A 16,688-nucleotide genomic window follows, 5' to 3' on the forward strand; every position below is an offset into this window, starting at 1 on the left:
CGGTGACCGCCCTGACCGACCGCGACCGCACCGACGACCGCTGGGACGACGGACTCATCGCACGCTCGCGCCCCCGGCCCGCCGGCCGCAGGGGCCTCGGCGCCCTGGGCGACGGCGACCTGTGCGGCGAAGGCCTCTGCGACGAGGGCCTGTGCGACGGCGAGCACGACGAGGAGCTCGACGAGGAACGGGAAGCGGGCGACGAAGCCCTCGTACGGGCCGTGTCCGGGGCCGGCAGCGACGGCGGCAAGGTCACCGCCCCGCCGCTCAGCCCCGAGGCCCAGGCCCTGCGGACGCGCCTCGACGCCCTGCGCCAGCTCGTCGGACTGTCCCGGACCCGGCTCGACGGCAAGACCCTCGCCGAAGCCGGCCGGGTCCTCGACGAAGCCGCGGCGCGCCGCGGACTGTCCCCGCAGCACACCGTCGTCGCCATCGCGGGAGCCACCGGAAGCGGCAAGTCCACGCTCTTCAATTCACTCGCCGGAGTGCAGATCTCCGAGACCGGACTGCGCCGCCCGACCACGGCCGCGCCCATCGCGTGCAGCTGGTCGGACGGAGCCGCCGGGCTCCTCGACCGGCTGGAGATCCCCGGACGGCTGCGCCGCCGTCCCCGCGAGACCTCGGAGGCCGAGGCGCTGCGCGGGATGGTCCTCGTCGACCTGCCCGACCTGGACTCGGCGCTCGGCGTGCACCGCGACCACGTGGACCGGGTGCTGGCGCTGGTCGACGCGGTCGTGTGGGTGGTGGACCCGGAGAAGTACGCCGACGCCGTCCTGCACGAGCGGTACCTGAGACCGCTGGCCGGGCACGCCGAGGTGACTTTCGTCGTCCTCAACCAGGTGGACCGGCTCCCCGGCGAATCCGCCGACCTCGTCCTCGACGACCTGCGCAGGCTCCTCGACGACGACGGGATCGCGCTCGGCGAGCACGGCGAACCCGGAGCCACCGTCCTCGGACTGTCCGCCCTCACGGGCGAAGGCGTCGGGGAACTGCGCGAACTCCTCGGCACGTTCACCCAGGAGAAGGGCGCCGCGACCCGCCGGATCTCCGCCGATGTCGACCGGGCCGCGACGCGCCTGCGCCCGCTGTACGTCGCCGACGGGCACGCCGGGCCCGAGATCGGGGAGGCGGCGCGCGCCGAGTTCGAGGACCGGCTCGCGGAAGCGGTCGGCGCGTACGCCGCCGGCCTCGCCGCCGAACGGGCCTGGCGGCGCAACGCCGGCAAGGCCTGCGGGACGCCCTGGCTGCGGCTGTGGCGGTGGTACGAGAACCGGCGCGCCCCGCGTTCCCTGGCCGGGTTGGCCGCCCTGGCGGCGATCGGGCGCTCCACCGCGCCCGCCGCGCAGGCACCTGCCGAGGAGGAGGTGACCGCCCGGCAGCGGGTGGAGCAGGCCGTACGGACGGTCGCGGACGAGGCGGTCATCGGGCTGCCCGACCCCTGGGCACAGGCCGTACGGGAAACCGCCGTGCGCGGCGGCGAACAGCTGCCCGAGGCGCTGGACGAGCTGGCCGTCACCCTGGGCGCGGCGGTCGCCGTGCCCGGCGCCAAACCGCCGCGGCCCACCTGGTGGCCCGCCGCCGTCCTGGCGCAGGCGGCCATGACGCTGGTTCAGATCTTCGGCGGGCTCTGGCTCGTGGGACAGATCGTGGGCGTCCTGGAGCCGCGGCTCCTGACCCCGGTGCTGTTCATGGTGGCCGGCATCATCGGCGGACCGCTCGTGGAGTGGGCCTGCTCCATCGCGGCGCGCGGCCCGGCCCGGCGCTACGGGCAGGACGCGGAACGCCGGCTGCGGCAGGCCGCCGCGGGCTGCGGGCGGGCCCGCGTGCTCGAACCGGTGGCGGCCGAGCTGCTGCGCTACCGGGAGGTGCGGGAGCAGTACGCGACCGTCGCCGCAGGGGGGAGCAAGTTGTCCACAACCCGCCAGTAGTCCACAGGCCGGAGCGGGATCCGCGGGGCCGGGCCCAGCATGGTCGTACCTCGTGCGGCTGGTCCGCAGGGGCACTCCGCGCGGACGGTCCGCGCGGGTACGGCACCGTGGGGAGGGCGACCGGGATGAACGACACCCTGGTGACGCTGGTCGGGTACGTGGCGACGCAGATCGACTTCAAGGAGACGCCGACCGGCCAGTCGGCGAGGTTCCGCTTCGCCGTGACGCCGAGGTACTTCGACCGGCGTACGGACACCTGGACGGACTCGGCCACCAGCTTCTACACCGTGTGGGCGCGGCGGGTCCTGGCACTGAACCTGGCCAGTTCCGTGTCCGTCGGGGAACCGCTCGTGGTGCACGGGAGGCTCCGGGTCCGGGAGGACCCGCCCGACGGCGAGGGCGTCCGCTGGTTCTCCGCCGACATCGACGCGATCGCCATCGGACACGACCTCAACCGCGGGACCGCGGCCTTCCGCAGGGTCGTCAAGACGGACACCCCACTGATGGGCCCTCAGAAGGCGGCGGTGGTCTGAGTGTTCGAGACGGCTAGGATTCCCCGGTACTCACGGGCACCTGGGCTTTTGGCCCGAAGGGGAAGACTGTGTCGATTGCTGTTCCCGCGTCCTCCGCATCCTCCGAATCCTTCACGTACCGCGTTCCCTCCGCCTCCACGGGCAGACCGGCGTCCGCGCCCTCGCCCGAACCCGCGTCCTCAACCGCGTCCGCGCGGGTGGCTCCGGCCGCCGCCGGACCGTCCTCCGGAGCCGCCGCCGCGGTTCCGCTTCCCGGCCCGGCCGCTGTTCCCGCGGCCGGCGCCCCCGCTGAGCCGGTCCTGGCTCCGACTCCGGCTCCGGTTGTGGCTCCGGTGGCTCCGGGGTCCGGGGGGCGCGGCTCCGTACGCAGACCCCTCGCGGTGGCCCTCCTGGCGGCAGCCGCCCTCTCCGCCGCGCCGGGGGCCCGGGCCTCGGCGGATTCCGGTCCGGCCGCAGGCCGGGCGTCCGAGGGAGCCAGCGCCGTCCTCGACGGGCTCAAGACGTACGGGCAGGCCGTCCTGCGCTCCGGAGACGGCTCGGTCCGGGAGATCCCGGCCGGGCTCCACGAGATGCGGGTCGACGGCGGCGGCATGCTCCAGACGTACGGAGTGGGCGTCGCGGGATACGCGCAGCCCCAGGCCCGCTTCACCGAGACCGGCTGGGGCGGCAGCCCCCTCGCCGGGAACGCCGAGGCCGGACGCATCCGCTGGGTGCTGGAGCACTCCTACCCGCAGCTCAACGACCTGGCCGGGCTCGCGAAGGCCGCCGGAGCCGGTGCGCTGACCGCGGAGAGCGCCGCCGCCGGCACCCAGGTGGCGATCTGGAGGCTCGCCGACGGGGCACAGGTGGAGGCCGCGGACCCGGCGGCGGAACAGCTCGCCGACTACCTCCAGCGGGAGGCGGGCCGGCTGCCGGAGCCGCCGGCCTCGCTGGGGCTCGACCCCGGCCGGGTGACCGGACCCGTCGCCGGGCCGGTCGGCAGCCGCATCGGCCCGGTCACGGTCCGGACCCGCGCCCAGAGCGTGACCGTCACCCCCGACGCGGCCGCGGCCGCCATGGGCGTACGGGTCGTGGACGCCGAGGGGAAAACCCTCGACACCGCGGCCGACGGCAGCCGGCTGTACTTCGAGGTGCCCGCGGGCACCCCCGACGGCACGGCCTCCGTCATCGTGCAGGGCTCCACGAAGGTGCCCGTCGGGCGGGTCTTCACCAGCGGGATCCCGGCCGAGGCACAGATCGTGGCCGGCTCCAGCGAGTCCGCGGCCTCGGCCGGGGCCACCGCGGTGTGGCCCGAGCCGGCACAGCCCCCGACGGGCACGGTGGGCACGCTGGCCGGAGCCACCGAGCTCGCCGTCGCCGGGGAGCCGGACCCGGCGATCTCCGAATCCCCGGAGGAGGAACGGCTGGCCTCCAGCGGCAGCTCGGCCGCGACGCCGGTCATCGCCTCCCTGGCCGTGGGCCTGGTGGTCCTGGGCGGCCTGGTCGTCCTCCTGCTCCGCAAGCGCCCCTACGAGGACGAACACCCGGAGGAGAACGAGGCGTAACCGACACCCCACCTCCGCCGACCCCGCCCGCCTCCCCGCTCCAGCCCCGGGGCGGGCCGGGGGATGTCCCGCCAGAGCCCGACCCCCTGCGGGGGCCATGCCCGCCGGCCTCGGGCCCGGCCCCGACTTCGGGCCTCGGCCTCGGCCTGGACCAGGCGTCGGGCCCGGCACCGGCTCCGGCTCCGGGGGCGGTCCAGGGGCGAGGAGCCCCGCGCGGAACCCGCCCTCCACCGCCGGGGCGGGGGATATTCCGCCAGAGCCCGACCCACTGCGGGGGCTATGCCCGCCGGCCTCCGGGCCCGGCTCCGGCCTCCGGGCCCGGCTCCGGCCTCCGGGCCCGGCTCCGGGGCGGCCCGGGGGGCGAGGAGCCCCGCGCGGAACCCGCCCTCCACCGCGGGGGCGGGGGATATCCCGCCCGAGCCCGACCCCCTACGGGGGCTATGCCCGCCAGCCTCGGGCCCGGCTTCAGGCCTCGGGTCCGGCCCTGGCTCCGGCCTCGGCCTGGCTCCGGCCTCGGCCTGGCTCCGGCCTCGGGCCTGGACCGCCTCGGGCCCGGCCCCGGCCTCCGGCTCGGGCTCCGGCATCCGGCCTCGGGTCCGCCCTCCGGCTGTGGTCCCGGCCTTGGGCCTTGGTCCCGGGGCCGGGACCAGGGGGCGGGGTTCTGGGTGGTGTGACCCGGGCGGGCGTGTGGGCTGATTTCGGATTCGTTCATCGGGGTAGGGGCTGGAAATGGCTGATCAGGAACTGACCTGGCGAGGTGCGGTCGCGCGGTGGGACCGGCAGTTGTTCGACGCGGTGGCCCGCCGGCACTGGCCCGGTGCCGACCGGGTGCTGCCGCGCCTCGGGCGGGCCGCGAACCACGGCGTGCTCTGGGGCGGCACCGCCGTGGCGATCTCCGTGCTCGGTTCCAACCGGGCCCGCAGGGCCGCGCTGCGCGGAGCCGCCTCGCTCGCGCTGGCCTCGGCGACCATCAACACCGTCGGCAAGTGGTCGGTCCGCCGCCCCCGGCCGATGCTGGACGGCGTGCCCGCCGTGCGGCAGCTGCACACGCAGCCGCAGACCACCTCCTTCCCGTCCGGGCACTCGGCGTCGGCCTTCGCGTTCACCGCCGGACTGGCACTGGAGTCCCCCGGGTGGGGGGCCGCGCTGGCACCCGTCGCCGCGTCGGTGGCGTTCTCCCGCGTGTACACGGGGGTGCACTACCCGTCCGACGTGGTGGCGGGCGCGGCGCTCGGGGTGGCGGCGGGGTTCGTCGTACGGCGGCTCGCACGGGACGCCCAGGAGGCCAGGGTGATGCCGGGTGACGAGCGCACCGCGCCCGGCGCGCCCGCGCTGCCCGACGGCGACGGGCTGACGGTGGTGGTGAACACCGGGTCGGGTTCGGCGGCGGAGGCAGGCCTCGACATCCTGCGGGAGCGGCTGCCGAAGGCGGAGCTGGTGGAGTGCGCGAGCGGCGACCTGGTGACCGAGCTGGCCGCGGCGGCGTCCCGGGCCACCGTGCTCGGGGTGTGCGGCGGCGACGGCACGATCAACGCCGCCGCGACCGCCGCGCTGCGCGCCGGGGTGCCGCTCGCGGTGTTCCCGGGAGGCACGCTCAACCACTTCGCGCTGGACCTCGGCCTCGCCGGCCCCGCGGACACCTGCCGGGCCGTCGCGGCGGGCCACGCGGTCCGCGTCGGCGTCGGCCGGTTCACCCCCGGCCCACGCCGACCCACCCCCGCCCCCGACGCCGCTGGCGTCCCCGACCCCGACACCGGCGAGCCCACCGGCACCCGCGCCGACCTCCGGTCCGCCCCGGCCCCGGCAACCCCTGACTCAGCCCCCGGCGCGGGCCGCGCACCGCAGGCCGGACCGGCTGCCGCGGCCGGATACGGGCCCGGCGGCAGTGACGACTCCGGGTACTTCCTGAACAACTTCAGCATCGGGGCCTACCCCGAGCTGCTGCGGCACCGGCTGCACTGGGGGCCGCGGATCGGCGGCGGGCCGGCCGCGCTGCTGGCCGCCTGGCGGGTGGTACGTGCCGAGCGGCCCGTGCGGCTCCGGCTGGCCGGGCGTCCCCGGAGCGTGTGGCTGCTCTTCGCGGGCAACGGCACCTACCAGGGGACCGGCCCGACGCCCCGTCGCCGAGCCACCCTCGGGGAGGGCCTGCTCGACCTGCGGCTCGTCCACGGCGGAGGCCGCCCGGGACCCCGCCTCCTCGCGGCCGCCTTCACCGGTCCGCTGACCCGTTCCCCCGTCCACGTGGCCACCAAGCTCCGCAGCCTGCGCGTCTCGGACGTCCCGGAAGGCACTCCGCTCGCCTACGACGGGGAGTACGCCCAGGCGCCCACCGCGTTCGTCCTCGACGCGCTGCCGGACGCCCTCACCGTCTACCGTCCCCGCTGAACCAGCCACCCCCGCACCGCCAGACCCGGAGGCCGGCCCCGTCGGCAGCGCCCCATCCCCTGGGGCGCTGCCCACAGCCCACCCCACCCGCCGACAGGCCCGGCCCCCGGTCCCGACCACCGCCCCCAGTCCCCGGCCCCGGCCCAGTCCCCGGCTCTGGCCCGGCCCCGCCCCGGCTCGGTCCTGCTCCCGGTTCCCGGCTTAGTTTCCGGCTCGGGCCCGGCCCGGCGTCGGCTTCGGCTCGGGCTCCCGCTCGGTCCCCGGTTCCCGGCTCAGCTTCCGGCTCCGGCTCGGGCCCAGCCCGACTCCGGCCTCGGCTCGGGCTCCGGCTCGGTCCCCGGTCCCCGGCTCAGCTTCCCGCTCCGGCCCGGGCTCGGTCCGGGCTCGGCTCCGGCTCCGGTCTTGGGTTCCCCTCCGGCTGTGGCTCGGTCCTGGCCCGTGTCCCGGTGCCCGGCTTCGGCTCGGTCTGACGAGCGGTCCCCGATCCCGGCCCCGGTCCGGGCCCTGGCCCGACTCCGGCTTCGGCTCGAGCTCGCTCGGTCCTGGCCCTGTCCCGGTGCCTGGCTTCGGCTCGGGCCCCCGCCCGGTCCCAGCCCCGGTCCCGGTTCCCGGCTCAGCTTTCGGCTTCTGCTCGGGCTCGGGCCCGGCCCGACTCCGGCCTCGGCTCGGGCTTCCGCCCTGTCCCGTTCCCGGGTTCGGCTTCCGGCTCCGGTCCGGGCTCGGTCCCGCCTCGGCTCCGGCTCCGGTCTTGGGTTCCCCTCCGGCGGTGGCTCGGTCCTGGCCCTGTCCCGGCGCCCGGTCCCGGCTCGGCTGCCGCGCGGTCCTCGGTCCGGACCGGCCCCCCGGCCCCGGCCCCGCCCCCGGCCCCCGCCCCCGGCCCCGGCCCCGGAGGCGGGGTCAGTTCGGAGTGGGGGTCGGTGGGGGGCTCGGGGCACGCCCAGGTCGGTGCGGATCGTGCCGCGCATCGTCATCCACTGCTCGTTCGCGCGCAGCAGGCCGGCCTGGATCTCTCGAAGGAACCGTCCGGCGCGGGGTTCCCTTCCTCCAGCCGCATGACCCGGTCGTACAGGTATGCGAAGGTCTCCGACATCGAGTCCAGCTCCGCCAGCACCGCATCGGAGGCGTGCATCGTGTGCCGGGCCTCCTCCAGGGCCGCCCGCCGTTCCGGGGTGACCTCGCCCTAGTGCACCAGCCACAGGTGGTTCATGAGCTCGACGCGGAACCGGCGGTATCCGGAGTTCGCCGCCACGTAGCAGTCGCGGCGCTTCTCCAACGCGGCGACCTGCTGCTCGCGCCCCCACTGGGTCTCGGCCAGCCGTTCCTGCCGCTCGCCCTGTTCCGCCTGGACGCGGGCCACGAGCCGCTGCGTCAGCAGAGGGGCGAGCAGGGTGCCGCCGACCCCGATGACGGCGATGGCGAGCGGGATGGGGGAACTGCTGTTCAGCGGGGCCTCCGGTGCTGTCGGCGCCGTGCGGCGCACCAGCATCCTGCCTCCCCGCCGGGCCGCCGGCCAGGGCCTTTCCCGTCGTCGGGGCCCGCCGTCACGGGCCGCCCGCCCCGCGCCGGCCCCGCGTCCCCGGTCGCCCTGTGACGGCCCGGGAGCAGGGGCCCTGACCATACGGGTTTCCCCCGGGGGATGGACGTACGGCAAGATGGGGTGTATCTGCCCACCATCGATCTGCCGGACGGTTTCTCTTGGCTGAGTTCATTTACACCATGCGCAAGACGCGCAAGGCGCACGGCGACAAGGTGATTCTTGACGACGTCTTCCTGAACTTCCTGCCCGGCGCGAAGATCGGTGTGGTGGGCCCCAACGGCGCCGGTAAGTCCACCGTTCTGAAGATCATGGCGGGCATCGAGCACCCCTCCAACGGTGAGGCGTACCTGTCTCCCGGCTACTCCGTGGGCATCCTCATGCAGGAGCCCAAGCTCGACGAGTCCAAGACCGTCCTGGAGAACGTCGAGGACGGCGTCTCGGAGATCAAGGGCAAGCTCAACCGGTTCAACGCGATCGCCGAGGAAATGGCGACGAACTACACCGACGAGCTGATGGAGGAGATGGGCAAGCTCCAGGACGACCTGGACCACGCCAACGCGTGGGACCTCGACGCCCAGCTGGAGCAGGCCATGGACGCGCTGGGCTGCCCGCCCGGCGACTGGCCGGTCACCACCCTCTCCGGTGGTGAGAAGCGCCGCGTGGCCCTCTGCAAGCTGCTGCTGGAAGCCCCCGACCTGCTGCTCCTCGACGAGCCCACCAACCACCTCGACGCCGAGTCCGTGAACTGGCTGGAGCAGCACCTGGCCCAGTACAAGGGCGCCGTCGTGGCCGTCACCCACGACCGGTACTTCCTCGACAACGTCGCCGAGTGGATCCTGGAGCTCGACCGCGGCCGCGCCCACCCGTACGAGGGCAACTACTCCACCTACCTGGAGAAGAAGGCCGAGCGCCTCAAGGTCGAGGGCAAGAAGGACGAGAAGCGCGCCAAGCGCCTCAAGGAAGAGCTGGAGTGGGTCCGCTCCAACGCCAAGGGCCGCCAGGCGAAGTCCAAGGCCCGTCTCGCTCGCTACGAGGAGATGGCGGCCGAGGCCGACAAGATGCGCAAGCTCGACTTCGAGGAGATCCAGATCCCGCCGGGCCCGCGTCTGGGCTCGATCGTGGTCGAGGTCAACAACCTCTCCAAGGCGTTCGGTGACAAGGTCCTCATCGACGACCTGTCCTTCACGCTGCCGCGCAACGGCATCGTCGGCATCATCGGCCCGAACGGCGCGGGCAAGACCACGCTGTTCAAGATGATCCAGGGCCTGGAGAAGCCGGACTCGGGCGAGATCAAGGTCGGCGAGACCGTCAAGATCTCGTACGTGGACCAGGGCCGCGCCAACATCGACCCCAAGAAGAGCCTCTGGGCGGTCGTGTCGGACGAGCTGGACTACATCAACGTCGGCCAGGTCGAGATGCCGTCCCGCGCGTACGTCAGCGCGTTCGGCTTCAAGGGCCCGGACCAGCAGAAGCCGGCCGGCGTGCTCTCCGGCGGTGAGCGCAACCGCCTGAACCTCGCGCTCACCCTCAAGCAGGGCGGCAACCTGCTGCTCCTCGACGAACCCACCAACGACCTCGACGTCGAAACCCTGGGCTCGCTCGAGAACGCGCTGCTGGAGTTCCCCGGTGCGGCCGTGGTCGTCTCCCACGACCGCTGGTTCCTGGACCGGGTCGCGACGCACATCCTCGCCTACGAGGGCGAGTCGAAGTGGTTCTGGTTCGAGGGCAACTTCGAGTCCTACGAGAAGAACAAGGTCGAGCGGCTCGGCCCGGACGCCACCCGTCCGCACCGCGCCACCTACAAGAAGCTCACCCGGGGCTAGGCCGAGACCATGGCCAGACACCACTACAGGTGCCCCCTCCGCTGGGCGGACATGGATGCCTTCGGGCACGTCAACAACGTCGTCTTCCTCCGTTACCTGGAGGAGGCGCGGATCGACTTCATGTTCCGCCTGGCGCCGGGGGAGGGCAGCGATTCCTTCACGGGCGGATCCGTCGTGGCCCGCCACGAGATCGACTACAAGCTGCCCCTGGTGCACCGGCACGAGCCGGTGCTCATCGAGTCCTGGGTGACCCGTATCGGCGCCGCGTCCCTGACCATCCGCTACGAGGTCAAGGACGAGGCGACCGCGGACGCGCCCGAGACGGTCTACGTCCGGGCCGAGACCGTGGTCGTGCCCTACAACCTCGCCGAGGGGCGGCCCCGCCGCATCACGGCCGAGGAGCGGCGCTTCCTGGAGGAGTACCTCGACCAGCCCGTGGCCCCCGAAGGGCGCCTCGCGGCATGACCGGCCAGCTGCGCTTCGCCGATCCCGGGGAGGCGGCGGACCTCGCCGCCTTCCTGGGCCGGCTGGTGCACTACGACCGCGCCGCCGCGGTCCGCCTGCAGGCGCGGGCGGGCGGCGGCGCGCTCGCCGTGTTCGGACGGCCGCCGTCCTTCGACGTCCTCGCCGTCCGTACGGTGCGTCTCGCCGAGCCCCTCGCGACGCAGCTCGACGTGACCGTGTCCGCCGGCGAGCTGCTGGAGGCCGTCGACGAGACCACCGCCGGCGTCGTCGTGCCCGGGCCGGTCACCGGGCCCCCCTGGGCCGGAGTGCTGCCGCCCCGCGGCGGCTGGCAGCCGGTGGCGGGACTGCCTTCCCCCGAAGCGGTGCGCGCCTGCGTGGCCGCGGCCGTCGCCGAGTTCCGCGCCCGGGACGAGGCCCTGCCCGCGCAGCACCGGACCCGCTCCGAGCGGGACCGCATCGGCCGCGAGATCTGGTCGCGCACCCTGGGCGACACCGAACTCCCGCTCCGCGCCGTGCACGCCGCGCAGTCCCTGGGCTTCCTGCGGCCCGTACGGTCCCCCGTGCCCGCCGCGACCGCCACCGGCGCGCCGCAGGCCACCGCGGTCCCCGCCCCCGTGGCGCTGTTCGCCTCCGGAGGGTGGCTGCGCCTCAGCACCCCGTACGGGTCCGTCGCCATGCGGCGCCCCGGGCGGACCGGCGGCCTGGGCGCCCTCCAGGTACGGCCGGTCTGACCCCCGGCCCGGCGGCTACGCCGAGTTGATCATCGAGGCGGCCGCGTAGGTCAGGTACCGCCACAGCTGCGCCTCGTGCTCCGGCGCGAAGCCCATCTCGTCCACGGCGACCCGCATGTGTTTCAGCCACGCGTCGTGCGCGGCCGCGTCCACCCGGAACGGCGCGTGCCGCATCCGCAGGCGGGGGTGCCCGCGGTTCTCGCTGTAGGTGCCCGGGCCGCCCCAGTACTGCATCAGGAACAGCGCGAACCGCTCCTCGGCGGGCCCGAGGTCCTCCTCCGGGTACATCGGGCGCAGCAGCGGGTCCTCCGCGACTCCCTGGTAGAAGCGGTGCACCAGCCGGCGGAACGTGTCCTCGCCGCCCACCAGCTCGTAGAAGGTCTGCGCCTGGACCGTGCTCTGCGGATCGTCATTCACCCGACCATCGTCTCAGACACCCGGACGGAGGACCCCGGTCCTGGTCCCACCCCCGGGCCGCCCCCGCGCGGTCGCACGCCGGGGCGGCCCGCAGCACAGTGGAGTCATGGGCACGGGCGGCACGGGCGCACACACCTCACGCGGCTCCCACGGGTCACCGGGCGAGGGGGCACGGGACCTGCGGGACACCGCGCACGCCGCCCAGGTGCGGGAGCTGACGGCGGCCGGGGCGCTGCCGGACCCGGCCTGGCGGGCGGCCTTCGGCGCGGTGCCCCGGCACCTGTTCGTGCCCTGGTTCTGGACCGGCCGCGGCGCCGGGCACGAGCGGCTGTGGGGCGAGGACCCGGATCCGGAACAGCGGGCCCGGTGGCTGCGCGGCGTGTACACCGACGCCCCGCTCGCGACCCGGCTGCGCGACGGGGAGCTGGTCTCCTCCAGCAGCCAGCCCTCCCTGATGGCGAAGATGCTGGACGCGCTGGACGTGCGCGACGGCGACAACGTGCTGGAGATCGGCGCGGGCACCGGCTACAACGCCGCCCTGCTCTGCCACCGGCTCGGCGAGGACCTGGTCACCACGGTGGACCTCGACGAGGAGATCACCGAGTCGGCGCGGGCCCACCTCGCGCTGCTCGGCTACCGTCCGGCCGTCGTCACCGGCGACGGCGCGCGCGGCTGCCCCTCCCGGGCCCCCTTCGACCGGATCCTGGTGACCTGCACCCTGCCGTTGGTCCCGGACGCCTGGCTCGCCCAGTGCCGGCCGGGAGCACGGATCCTGGCCCCCCTGTCGACGGGACTGATCGCGCTCACCGTCCGCGACGCCCGGTTCGCCGAGGGCCGCTTCCTGCACACCTCGGCCTACTTCGTCCCCCTGCGCGGGGCCACGGCGGCGCTCACCCCCGCCGGGACGACCGGGCCGCTGCACGGGGTCCCGTACGAGCTGGTGGAGAACGAGCGCTTCCAGTTCCTGCTCGTGCTGACCGCGGGCGTCCTGCACCCCCGTGAGGCCCTGGACCTGTGGCGCAGGGAGGGCCGCCCGCCGCGCGAGCGGTTCGGGGTCACCGTCACGACCGAGGGGCAGTGGTCGTGGCTCGACGACCCCCAGGGCCCGTACGTGTGGCCCCTGGGGGAACCGGTCAGGCCTTAGGCCGTCCCTTCCGGACCTTTCCGGTCACGGCACTAGCCGCGGCGGATGGTGATGGTGGTCCAGGCCCCCACGTGGACGCGGTCGCCGTCGGAGAGCGGGACCGGCACGTAGGGCTGGATCGGCTCCTCGCCGCCGTTGATGGTGGTGCCGTTGGTGGAGTTCTGGTCGACGACCGCCCAGCTGAGGTCGGGCTGCTGGACGAGCACGGCGTGCTGGTGGGAGACGCCCGGGTCCTCCGGCGGCACCGAGAGGTCGATGTCCGGGGACTCGCCCGTCGACGCGCGCCGGCGGCCGATGGTGATCTGGCCGCCGGAGAGCGGCAGGTGCTGCTCGGGGGAGTACGCGGGCAGGTTGAGCCCCGCCGCCTCCGGGCCGCTGCGCTGCATCATCGCCATGAAGTACGAGCGGTCGGGGCCGACCGTCGCAGACCAGGACACCGAGGCGTTCTGCGGCGGGAAGGGCGGCTGCTGCTGGTGCTGCTGCTGGTACTCGTGGTGCTGCTGGACGGGCTGCTGCTGGTACTCCTGCGGCGGCGGAGGCTGCTGCTGGTAGTGCTGCTGCTGGTACTCCTGCTGGTATTCCTGCTGGACGGGCTGCTGTGCCGACTGGCCCTGGCCCGCGCCCTGGCCCTGCTGCTCGTGCGAGGGCGGCGGCAGCAGCCAGTCGTCCTCGCGCTGGAGCGGTTCGGCGGGCCGGTTGACCCGGGACGGCCGCGATCCCTGGTACTCGAAGTGGTCCTGGGAGTAGACCGGCGGGGCCGGAGCCGGCGGCGGGGGCGGCGGCCCGGGCTGCGCGCCCGCGCCGGCGCCCGTGCCGTCCGGGGTGAGCGGCGCGTACGAAGTCGGCGTACGGGTGAGGAAGTTGTACCGGCACTCCTCGCAGAACGGGGCCATGGCCTCGCGCGGGGTCCGGCACTGGGGGCACAGCTCGGCCTGAGCGGTCGGCTCCCCGGTCGTGGGAGGGTAGCCGTAACCGTAGGAGGGCGCCGCGGAGGTGCCCGCGGGGGCAGCCATGCGGTGGCCGCAGACCTCGCACCAGTCGTCGGAGGCGGACTGGTGCCCGTTCGGGCAGGTCGGCATCGCGGCGCTTCCCCCTTCTTCCTGCGTCATCGCGTCAGGTTTCTTCTCAGGTCTTCTTCACTCGGACGGTCTGCGTCGAACGCGTTTCAAGGGTCATCTCGTCGGCATCGGCGACCTTCGCTTTCAGCCGCACAGTACCCGCCACCGCATCGACGACATCCACCACCTTCGCCAGCAGTTTGGCGGTGTCGGCGTTCCCGGAGACGCTCGCCAGCTGCACGGCACGGCCCAGTTTGGCCGTGGCGCCATCGACATCACCCATTTTGCGGGCTTCCAGGCCCTGTTGGATAGCCTGCGCGAGTTCTGCCTGTCCCGTGTAGTGCGCCACCTGGGGGCTGATCGCGGTCGAGGCGGCCAGGTCGTCCGTCCACACCGCCCGGACCAGGCCCTGCGCGAGCGGGGGCCGCGGCTCGCCCGCCGGCCCGGGCAGGACCAGCGATACCCGGGAGGCCAGCATCTCCTGGCCGACGGACGCGCCCGGCACTCGCACGCAGACGTGGTACTCGCGGGACTCGTCGCCCCACGAGCCCGTCGGATAGTCCCCGGCGCGGGGTCCGGCCTCCGTGCGGCGGCCGGTCAGGTCCTGGACGGTGGGCGCGACCTGCTTGACGTACTGGATCTCCACGCCCACCGGGGTCCACAGGCGCAGCGCCACGTCCGCGACCTCCTTGCCCATGACGTTCTCCATCATGCGCGTGAAGTCCTCGGCGAGGTGTGCCGGATCGGCCACGATGTCCGCCGAGCCGAGCAGCGCGCCCGCGATCCCGGTGACCTCCTTGACCTCCCAGTCCGTGCCCACGCCGCGGGCGTCGCAGGTGAAACGGCCGGCGCAGGCGTCGAGGGTGGCGCGCAGCACCGCCGGCTCCTCGTGCTCGTTGCGCCCGTCGGTGAGCAGGATGCCGTGCCGGATGCCGGCGGACGACTGGCGCAGCAGGCCGTCGGCCAGGCGCAGCCAGGTCCCGATGGCGGTGCCGCCGCCCGCGGCGAGAGCGCGCAGCGCCTCCTTGGCCTGGGTCCGGGTGGCCGGGCCGGCGGTGGCCAGCCGGCCCTGGCCCGGGTACACCTCGCGGGCCACGTGGGTGCCGGCGATCACGGCGAAGGCGGTGCCGTCGCGCAGGGTGTCGATCGCGGCGGCGGTCGCCTCGCGGGCCCCGCGCATCTTGTCCGGCGGGTACTCCATCGAGCCCGAGCAGTCCACCATGATCACGACGGCCGCGTCCTGACCCAGGGCGCGGGCGGCGGTCGCGGTGGCGCCCCCGCTGGAGGTGACCGTCACGATGGCGTGCACGTCCCGGCCGCCCTCCGGCAGGAACTCGTTCTGGTACACCTCCACGCTGAAGCGCGGGGCGCTCGGCTTGGCGAAGTTCGCCATCGACTGGACTCCTCGGGGGGCTCGCTGACGGGGACGGGCTGGTCAGGCCCGGGGGCGCGGTTCCGCTTCGGCTTCCGGTTCCGGGCCGGTGCCGGCGGCTTCCGGTTCCGGCCCGGCGGCGAAGGGCACGATGGCGACGGTGACGTTGTCGTGCCCGCCCCCGTCGAGGGCGTGTCCCACCAGGACCTGCGCGCTGTGCAGGGGCCGGACCGCCGCGTCCGGGGGCAGCACCTGGGCCATGTCCCGGGCGGATTCGGCGTAGTTCCACAGGCCGTCGGTGCAGACGACGACGACGCCGGGGTGGTCCGGTTTGTAGCTCGCGGTGTGCGGTTCGAGGTCGTACGCGTCGGCACCGAGCCAGCCCGTGATGGCGTGGGCCCGGACGTCGGCGTAGGCCTCGGCCTCGCCCATCAGGCCGGCCGCGACCATCTGGGCGGCCCACGAGTCGTCCTCGGTGAGACGGCGGGGCAGGGCGGCACGGTCGTCGGGCACCCAGTACGCGCGGCTGTCGCCGACCCAGCCGATGGTCAGGACACCGCCGCTGACTACGGCGCCGACCAGGGTGCAGGCGGGCGCGTTCTGGGCCCCGGGGGTCTCCGGGGCGAGGGCCGTCACGGCGGAGGCCGCGGCCAGGATCGCCTCGTGCATGGCCTCCTGCGGGTGGGCGCCGCGGGGGAGGGCTTCGAGGAGCGCCTCGTTGGCGGCGGCGGCGGCCGCGGCCGAGGCCTCGTCGGGCCGGCTCGCGGAGGAGACGCCGTCGCAGACGATGGCGACGGTGGCGGCCGAGCCGTCGGGCAGGGCCGTGGCCGCCACGGCGAAGGAGTCCTCGTTGCGGTGGTGGCGCAGGCCCCGGTCGCTGACGGCGGCCACGCTGCCGAGCTCCTCCTCCAGGTGGTCCCGCTCGCGGGGCTGGGCGTGACCGCAGTGCTCGCAGTACCCGTCGGTGTCCACGTGCCCGGCGCGGCAGGCGACGCAGGTCTTCCCGCCGTCCCCCTGCGGGGCGGCGCCGTACGGGTCCTCGGGCGCGGGGGAGCCCTGCGGCGCGTACGGGTCCTCGGGCGCGGGCGTACCCCAGGGCGTGCCCTCGGGCGGGGTTCCGGCGCCGCCGGGGAGGTCGTACCGGGCGGGTTCCTGCCCGTACGGGGCCTCGTGCCCGGAGCCGGCGGAGCCCCAGGGGCTGCTCGGCCCGGGCGGGGCGGGGGTTTCCCCGGCCAGGGTCGGCGCGGCCTCGGCGACACTGCCCCACCCGGGCGCGGGCACCCCGGGGGCGTAGGCGGCACTCCGCGCGGTGGCCGCGTCACCGGCGGGCGCGTACGCCGGAGCCGGAGCCGGAGCCGGAGCCGGAGCCGGGGCGTGGGCCGGGGCGGCGGGGTGGTCGGGGCGGGCGCCGGGCGCCGCGGCCTCCCGGTCGGGGTGAGCGCCGGCCTCCGGGCCGGACGGGGCCGCGCCCGGGAGCCCCGGGTCCCCGGCCGCGTAAGGCCCGGCCTGCTCCCCGGCGGGCGGGACCCCGGGTCCCTGCCCGGGGTGGGTGCCCGTGGAGGCCGTCGGGGCGCGGCCCGCGGCGGCCGCCCCGGCCGGGCCCGTCAGCGAACCGACGGGCAGGGTCGGGTCCGGGTCCGGCGGCGGGGGCGGGGAGGACAGGGCGTAACCGCACACGCCACAGAAACGGTCACCCTCTTCCAGGGGCTCCGCGCAGCTGGGGCAGCCCGACAGCCGATGCATCGACATCA

The 16,688-nt window shown here is 75.1% G+C and carries 14 protein-coding genes; 8 read left to right on the plus strand and 6 right to left on the minus strand.

From position 1 onward, the window contains the following. The first annotated feature begins 2 nt into the window (after positions 1 to 2). The 4 genes from ABZZ17_RS23105 to ABZZ17_RS23120 all read left to right on the plus strand — a co-directional run bounded on the left by ABZZ17_RS23105 (position 3) and on the right by ABZZ17_RS23120 (position 6,390). The gene (locus tag ABZZ17_RS23105; RefSeq protein ID WP_356878193.1) at positions 3 to 1,928 is read left to right on the plus strand and encodes a GTPase; all 1,926 of its coding nucleotides are present in this window, start codon (positions 3 to 5) and stop codon (positions 1,926 to 1,928) included. A 125-nt stretch (positions 1,929 to 2,053) separates the two neighbouring features. Further along, complete coding sequence (locus ABZZ17_RS23110; protein ID WP_356878194.1) at positions 2,054 to 2,461, plus strand: single-stranded DNA-binding protein; 408 nt, start codon at positions 2,054 to 2,056, stop codon at positions 2,459 to 2,461. Between the two features lie 380 nt (positions 2,462 to 2,841). Then, positions 2,842 to 4,005, plus strand: coding sequence for a thioester domain-containing protein (locus ABZZ17_RS23115; protein ID WP_356878195.1), 1,164 nt, complete (start codon positions 2,842 to 2,844; stop codon positions 4,003 to 4,005). A 729-nt stretch (positions 4,006 to 4,734) separates the two neighbouring features. Beyond that, complete coding sequence (locus ABZZ17_RS23120; protein ID WP_356878196.1) at positions 4,735 to 6,390, plus strand: phosphatase PAP2 family protein; 1,656 nt, start codon at positions 4,735 to 4,737, stop codon at positions 6,388 to 6,390. A 967-nt stretch (positions 6,391 to 7,357) separates the two neighbouring features. Here the strand turns inward: ABZZ17_RS23120 and ABZZ17_RS23125 are convergent. Both ABZZ17_RS23125 and ABZZ17_RS23130 read right to left on the minus strand, forming a co-directional pair. Next, positions 7,358 to 7,519: a hypothetical protein gene (locus ABZZ17_RS23125; protein ID WP_356878197.1), complete on the minus strand. Its 162-nt coding sequence runs from the start codon at positions 7,517 to 7,519 to the stop codon at positions 7,358 to 7,360. 51 nt (positions 7,520 to 7,570) lie between these two features. Next, on the minus strand, positions 7,571 to 7,876 hold the full coding sequence (locus ABZZ17_RS23130) for a hypothetical protein (protein WP_356878198.1): 306 nt from the start codon (positions 7,874 to 7,876) through the stop codon (positions 7,571 to 7,573). A 209-nt stretch (positions 7,877 to 8,085) separates the two neighbouring features. Here ABZZ17_RS23130 and ettA point away from each other — a divergent pair, with 209 nt between their 5' ends. The 3 genes from ettA to ABZZ17_RS23145 are packed head-to-tail and all read left to right on the plus strand — an operon-like array spanning position 8,086 to position 10,946. Next, positions 8,086 to 9,750, plus strand: coding sequence for an energy-dependent translational throttle protein EttA (gene ettA, locus ABZZ17_RS23135; protein ID WP_356878199.1), 1,665 nt, complete (start codon positions 8,086 to 8,088; stop codon positions 9,748 to 9,750). A gap of 9 nt (positions 9,751 to 9,759) precedes the next feature. Further along, positions 9,760 to 10,215 (plus strand): thioesterase family protein, encoded by a 456-nt coding sequence (locus ABZZ17_RS23140; protein ID WP_356878200.1) that lies wholly within the window; start codon positions 9,760 to 9,762, stop codon positions 10,213 to 10,215. Further along, on the plus strand, positions 10,212 to 10,946 hold the full coding sequence (locus ABZZ17_RS23145) for a hypothetical protein (RefSeq protein WP_356878201.1): 735 nt from the start codon (positions 10,212 to 10,214) through the stop codon (positions 10,944 to 10,946). The genes ABZZ17_RS23140 and ABZZ17_RS23145 overlap by 4 nt, the downstream gene beginning before the upstream one ends. 15 nt (positions 10,947 to 10,961) lie before the next feature. On the opposite strand, the gene ABZZ17_RS23150 is transcribed toward ABZZ17_RS23145, so the two are convergent. Beyond that, the gene (locus ABZZ17_RS23150; RefSeq protein ID WP_356878202.1) at positions 10,962 to 11,363 is read right to left on the minus strand and encodes a globin; all 402 of its coding nucleotides are present in this window, start codon (positions 11,361 to 11,363) and stop codon (positions 10,962 to 10,964) included. Between the two features lie 106 nt (positions 11,364 to 11,469). On the opposite strand from ABZZ17_RS23150, the gene ABZZ17_RS23155 reads away from it, so the two are divergent. Continuing rightward, a complete protein-coding gene (locus ABZZ17_RS23155; RefSeq protein WP_356878203.1) occupies positions 11,470 to 12,507 on the plus strand; it encodes a methyltransferase domain-containing protein in 1,038 nt (345 codons plus the stop codon). A 32-nt stretch (positions 12,508 to 12,539) separates the two neighbouring features. Here the strand turns inward: ABZZ17_RS23155 and ABZZ17_RS23160 are convergent, their stop codons facing one another. From ABZZ17_RS23160 to ABZZ17_RS23170, 3 genes are read right to left on the minus strand one after another with little or no spacing between them, the layout of a single operon-like run. Continuing rightward, positions 12,540 to 13,586 carry an FHA domain-containing protein gene (locus ABZZ17_RS23160; RefSeq protein WP_356878242.1) on the minus strand — a complete coding sequence of 349 codons (1,047 nt, stop codon included), beginning with the start codon at positions 13,584 to 13,586 and terminating at the stop codon, positions 12,540 to 12,542. A gap of 46 nt (positions 13,587 to 13,632) precedes the next feature. Further along, positions 13,633 to 14,958 (minus strand): VWA domain-containing protein, encoded by a 1,326-nt coding sequence (locus ABZZ17_RS23165; RefSeq protein ID WP_356878204.1) that lies wholly within the window; start codon positions 14,956 to 14,958, stop codon positions 13,633 to 13,635. A 42-nt stretch (positions 14,959 to 15,000) separates the two neighbouring features. Further along, complete coding sequence (locus ABZZ17_RS23170; RefSeq protein ID WP_356878205.1) at positions 15,001 to 16,686, minus strand: protein phosphatase 2C domain-containing protein; 1,686 nt, start codon at positions 16,684 to 16,686, stop codon at positions 15,001 to 15,003. Positions 16,687 to 16,688 lie beyond the last annotated feature (2 nt).

It is taken from the genome of Streptomyces sp. NPDC006512, assembly GCF_040611935.1.
Lineage (GTDB): Bacteria > Actinomycetota > Actinomycetes > Streptomycetales > Streptomycetaceae > Streptomyces.

Coding starts and splice junctions, on each gene's coding strand:
- ABZZ17_RS23110 (WP_356878194.1), top strand. CDS start 2,054: ATGAACGACACCCTGGTGACGCTGGTCGGGTACGTGGCGACGCAGATC.
- ABZZ17_RS23120 (WP_356878196.1), top strand. CDS start 4,735: ATGGCTGATCAGGAACTGACCTGGCGAGGTGCGGTCGCGCGGTGGGAC.
- ABZZ17_RS23125 (WP_356878197.1), bottom strand. CDS start 7,519: ATGCACGCCTCCGATGCGGTGCTGGCGGAGCTGGACTCGATGTCGGAG.
- ABZZ17_RS23130 (WP_356878198.1), bottom strand. CDS start 7,876: ATGCTGGTGCGCCGCACGGCGCCGACAGCACCGGAGGCCCCGCTGAAC.
- ABZZ17_RS23140 (WP_356878200.1), top strand. CDS start 9,760: ATGGCCAGACACCACTACAGGTGCCCCCTCCGCTGGGCGGACATGGAT.
- ABZZ17_RS23145 (WP_356878201.1), top strand. CDS start 10,212: ATGACCGGCCAGCTGCGCTTCGCCGATCCCGGGGAGGCGGCGGACCTC.
- ABZZ17_RS23155 (WP_356878203.1), top strand. CDS start 11,470: ATGGGCACGGGCGGCACGGGCGCACACACCTCACGCGGCTCCCACGGG.
- ABZZ17_RS23160 (WP_356878242.1), bottom strand. CDS start 13,586: ATGCCGACCTGCCCGAACGGGCACCAGTCCGCCTCCGACGACTGGTGC.
- ABZZ17_RS23165 (WP_356878204.1), bottom strand. CDS start 14,958: ATGGCGAACTTCGCCAAGCCGAGCGCCCCGCGCTTCAGCGTGGAGGTG.
- ABZZ17_RS23170 (WP_356878205.1), bottom strand. CDS start 16,686: ATGTCGATGCATCGGCTGTCGGGCTGCCCCAGCTGCGCGGAGCCCCTG.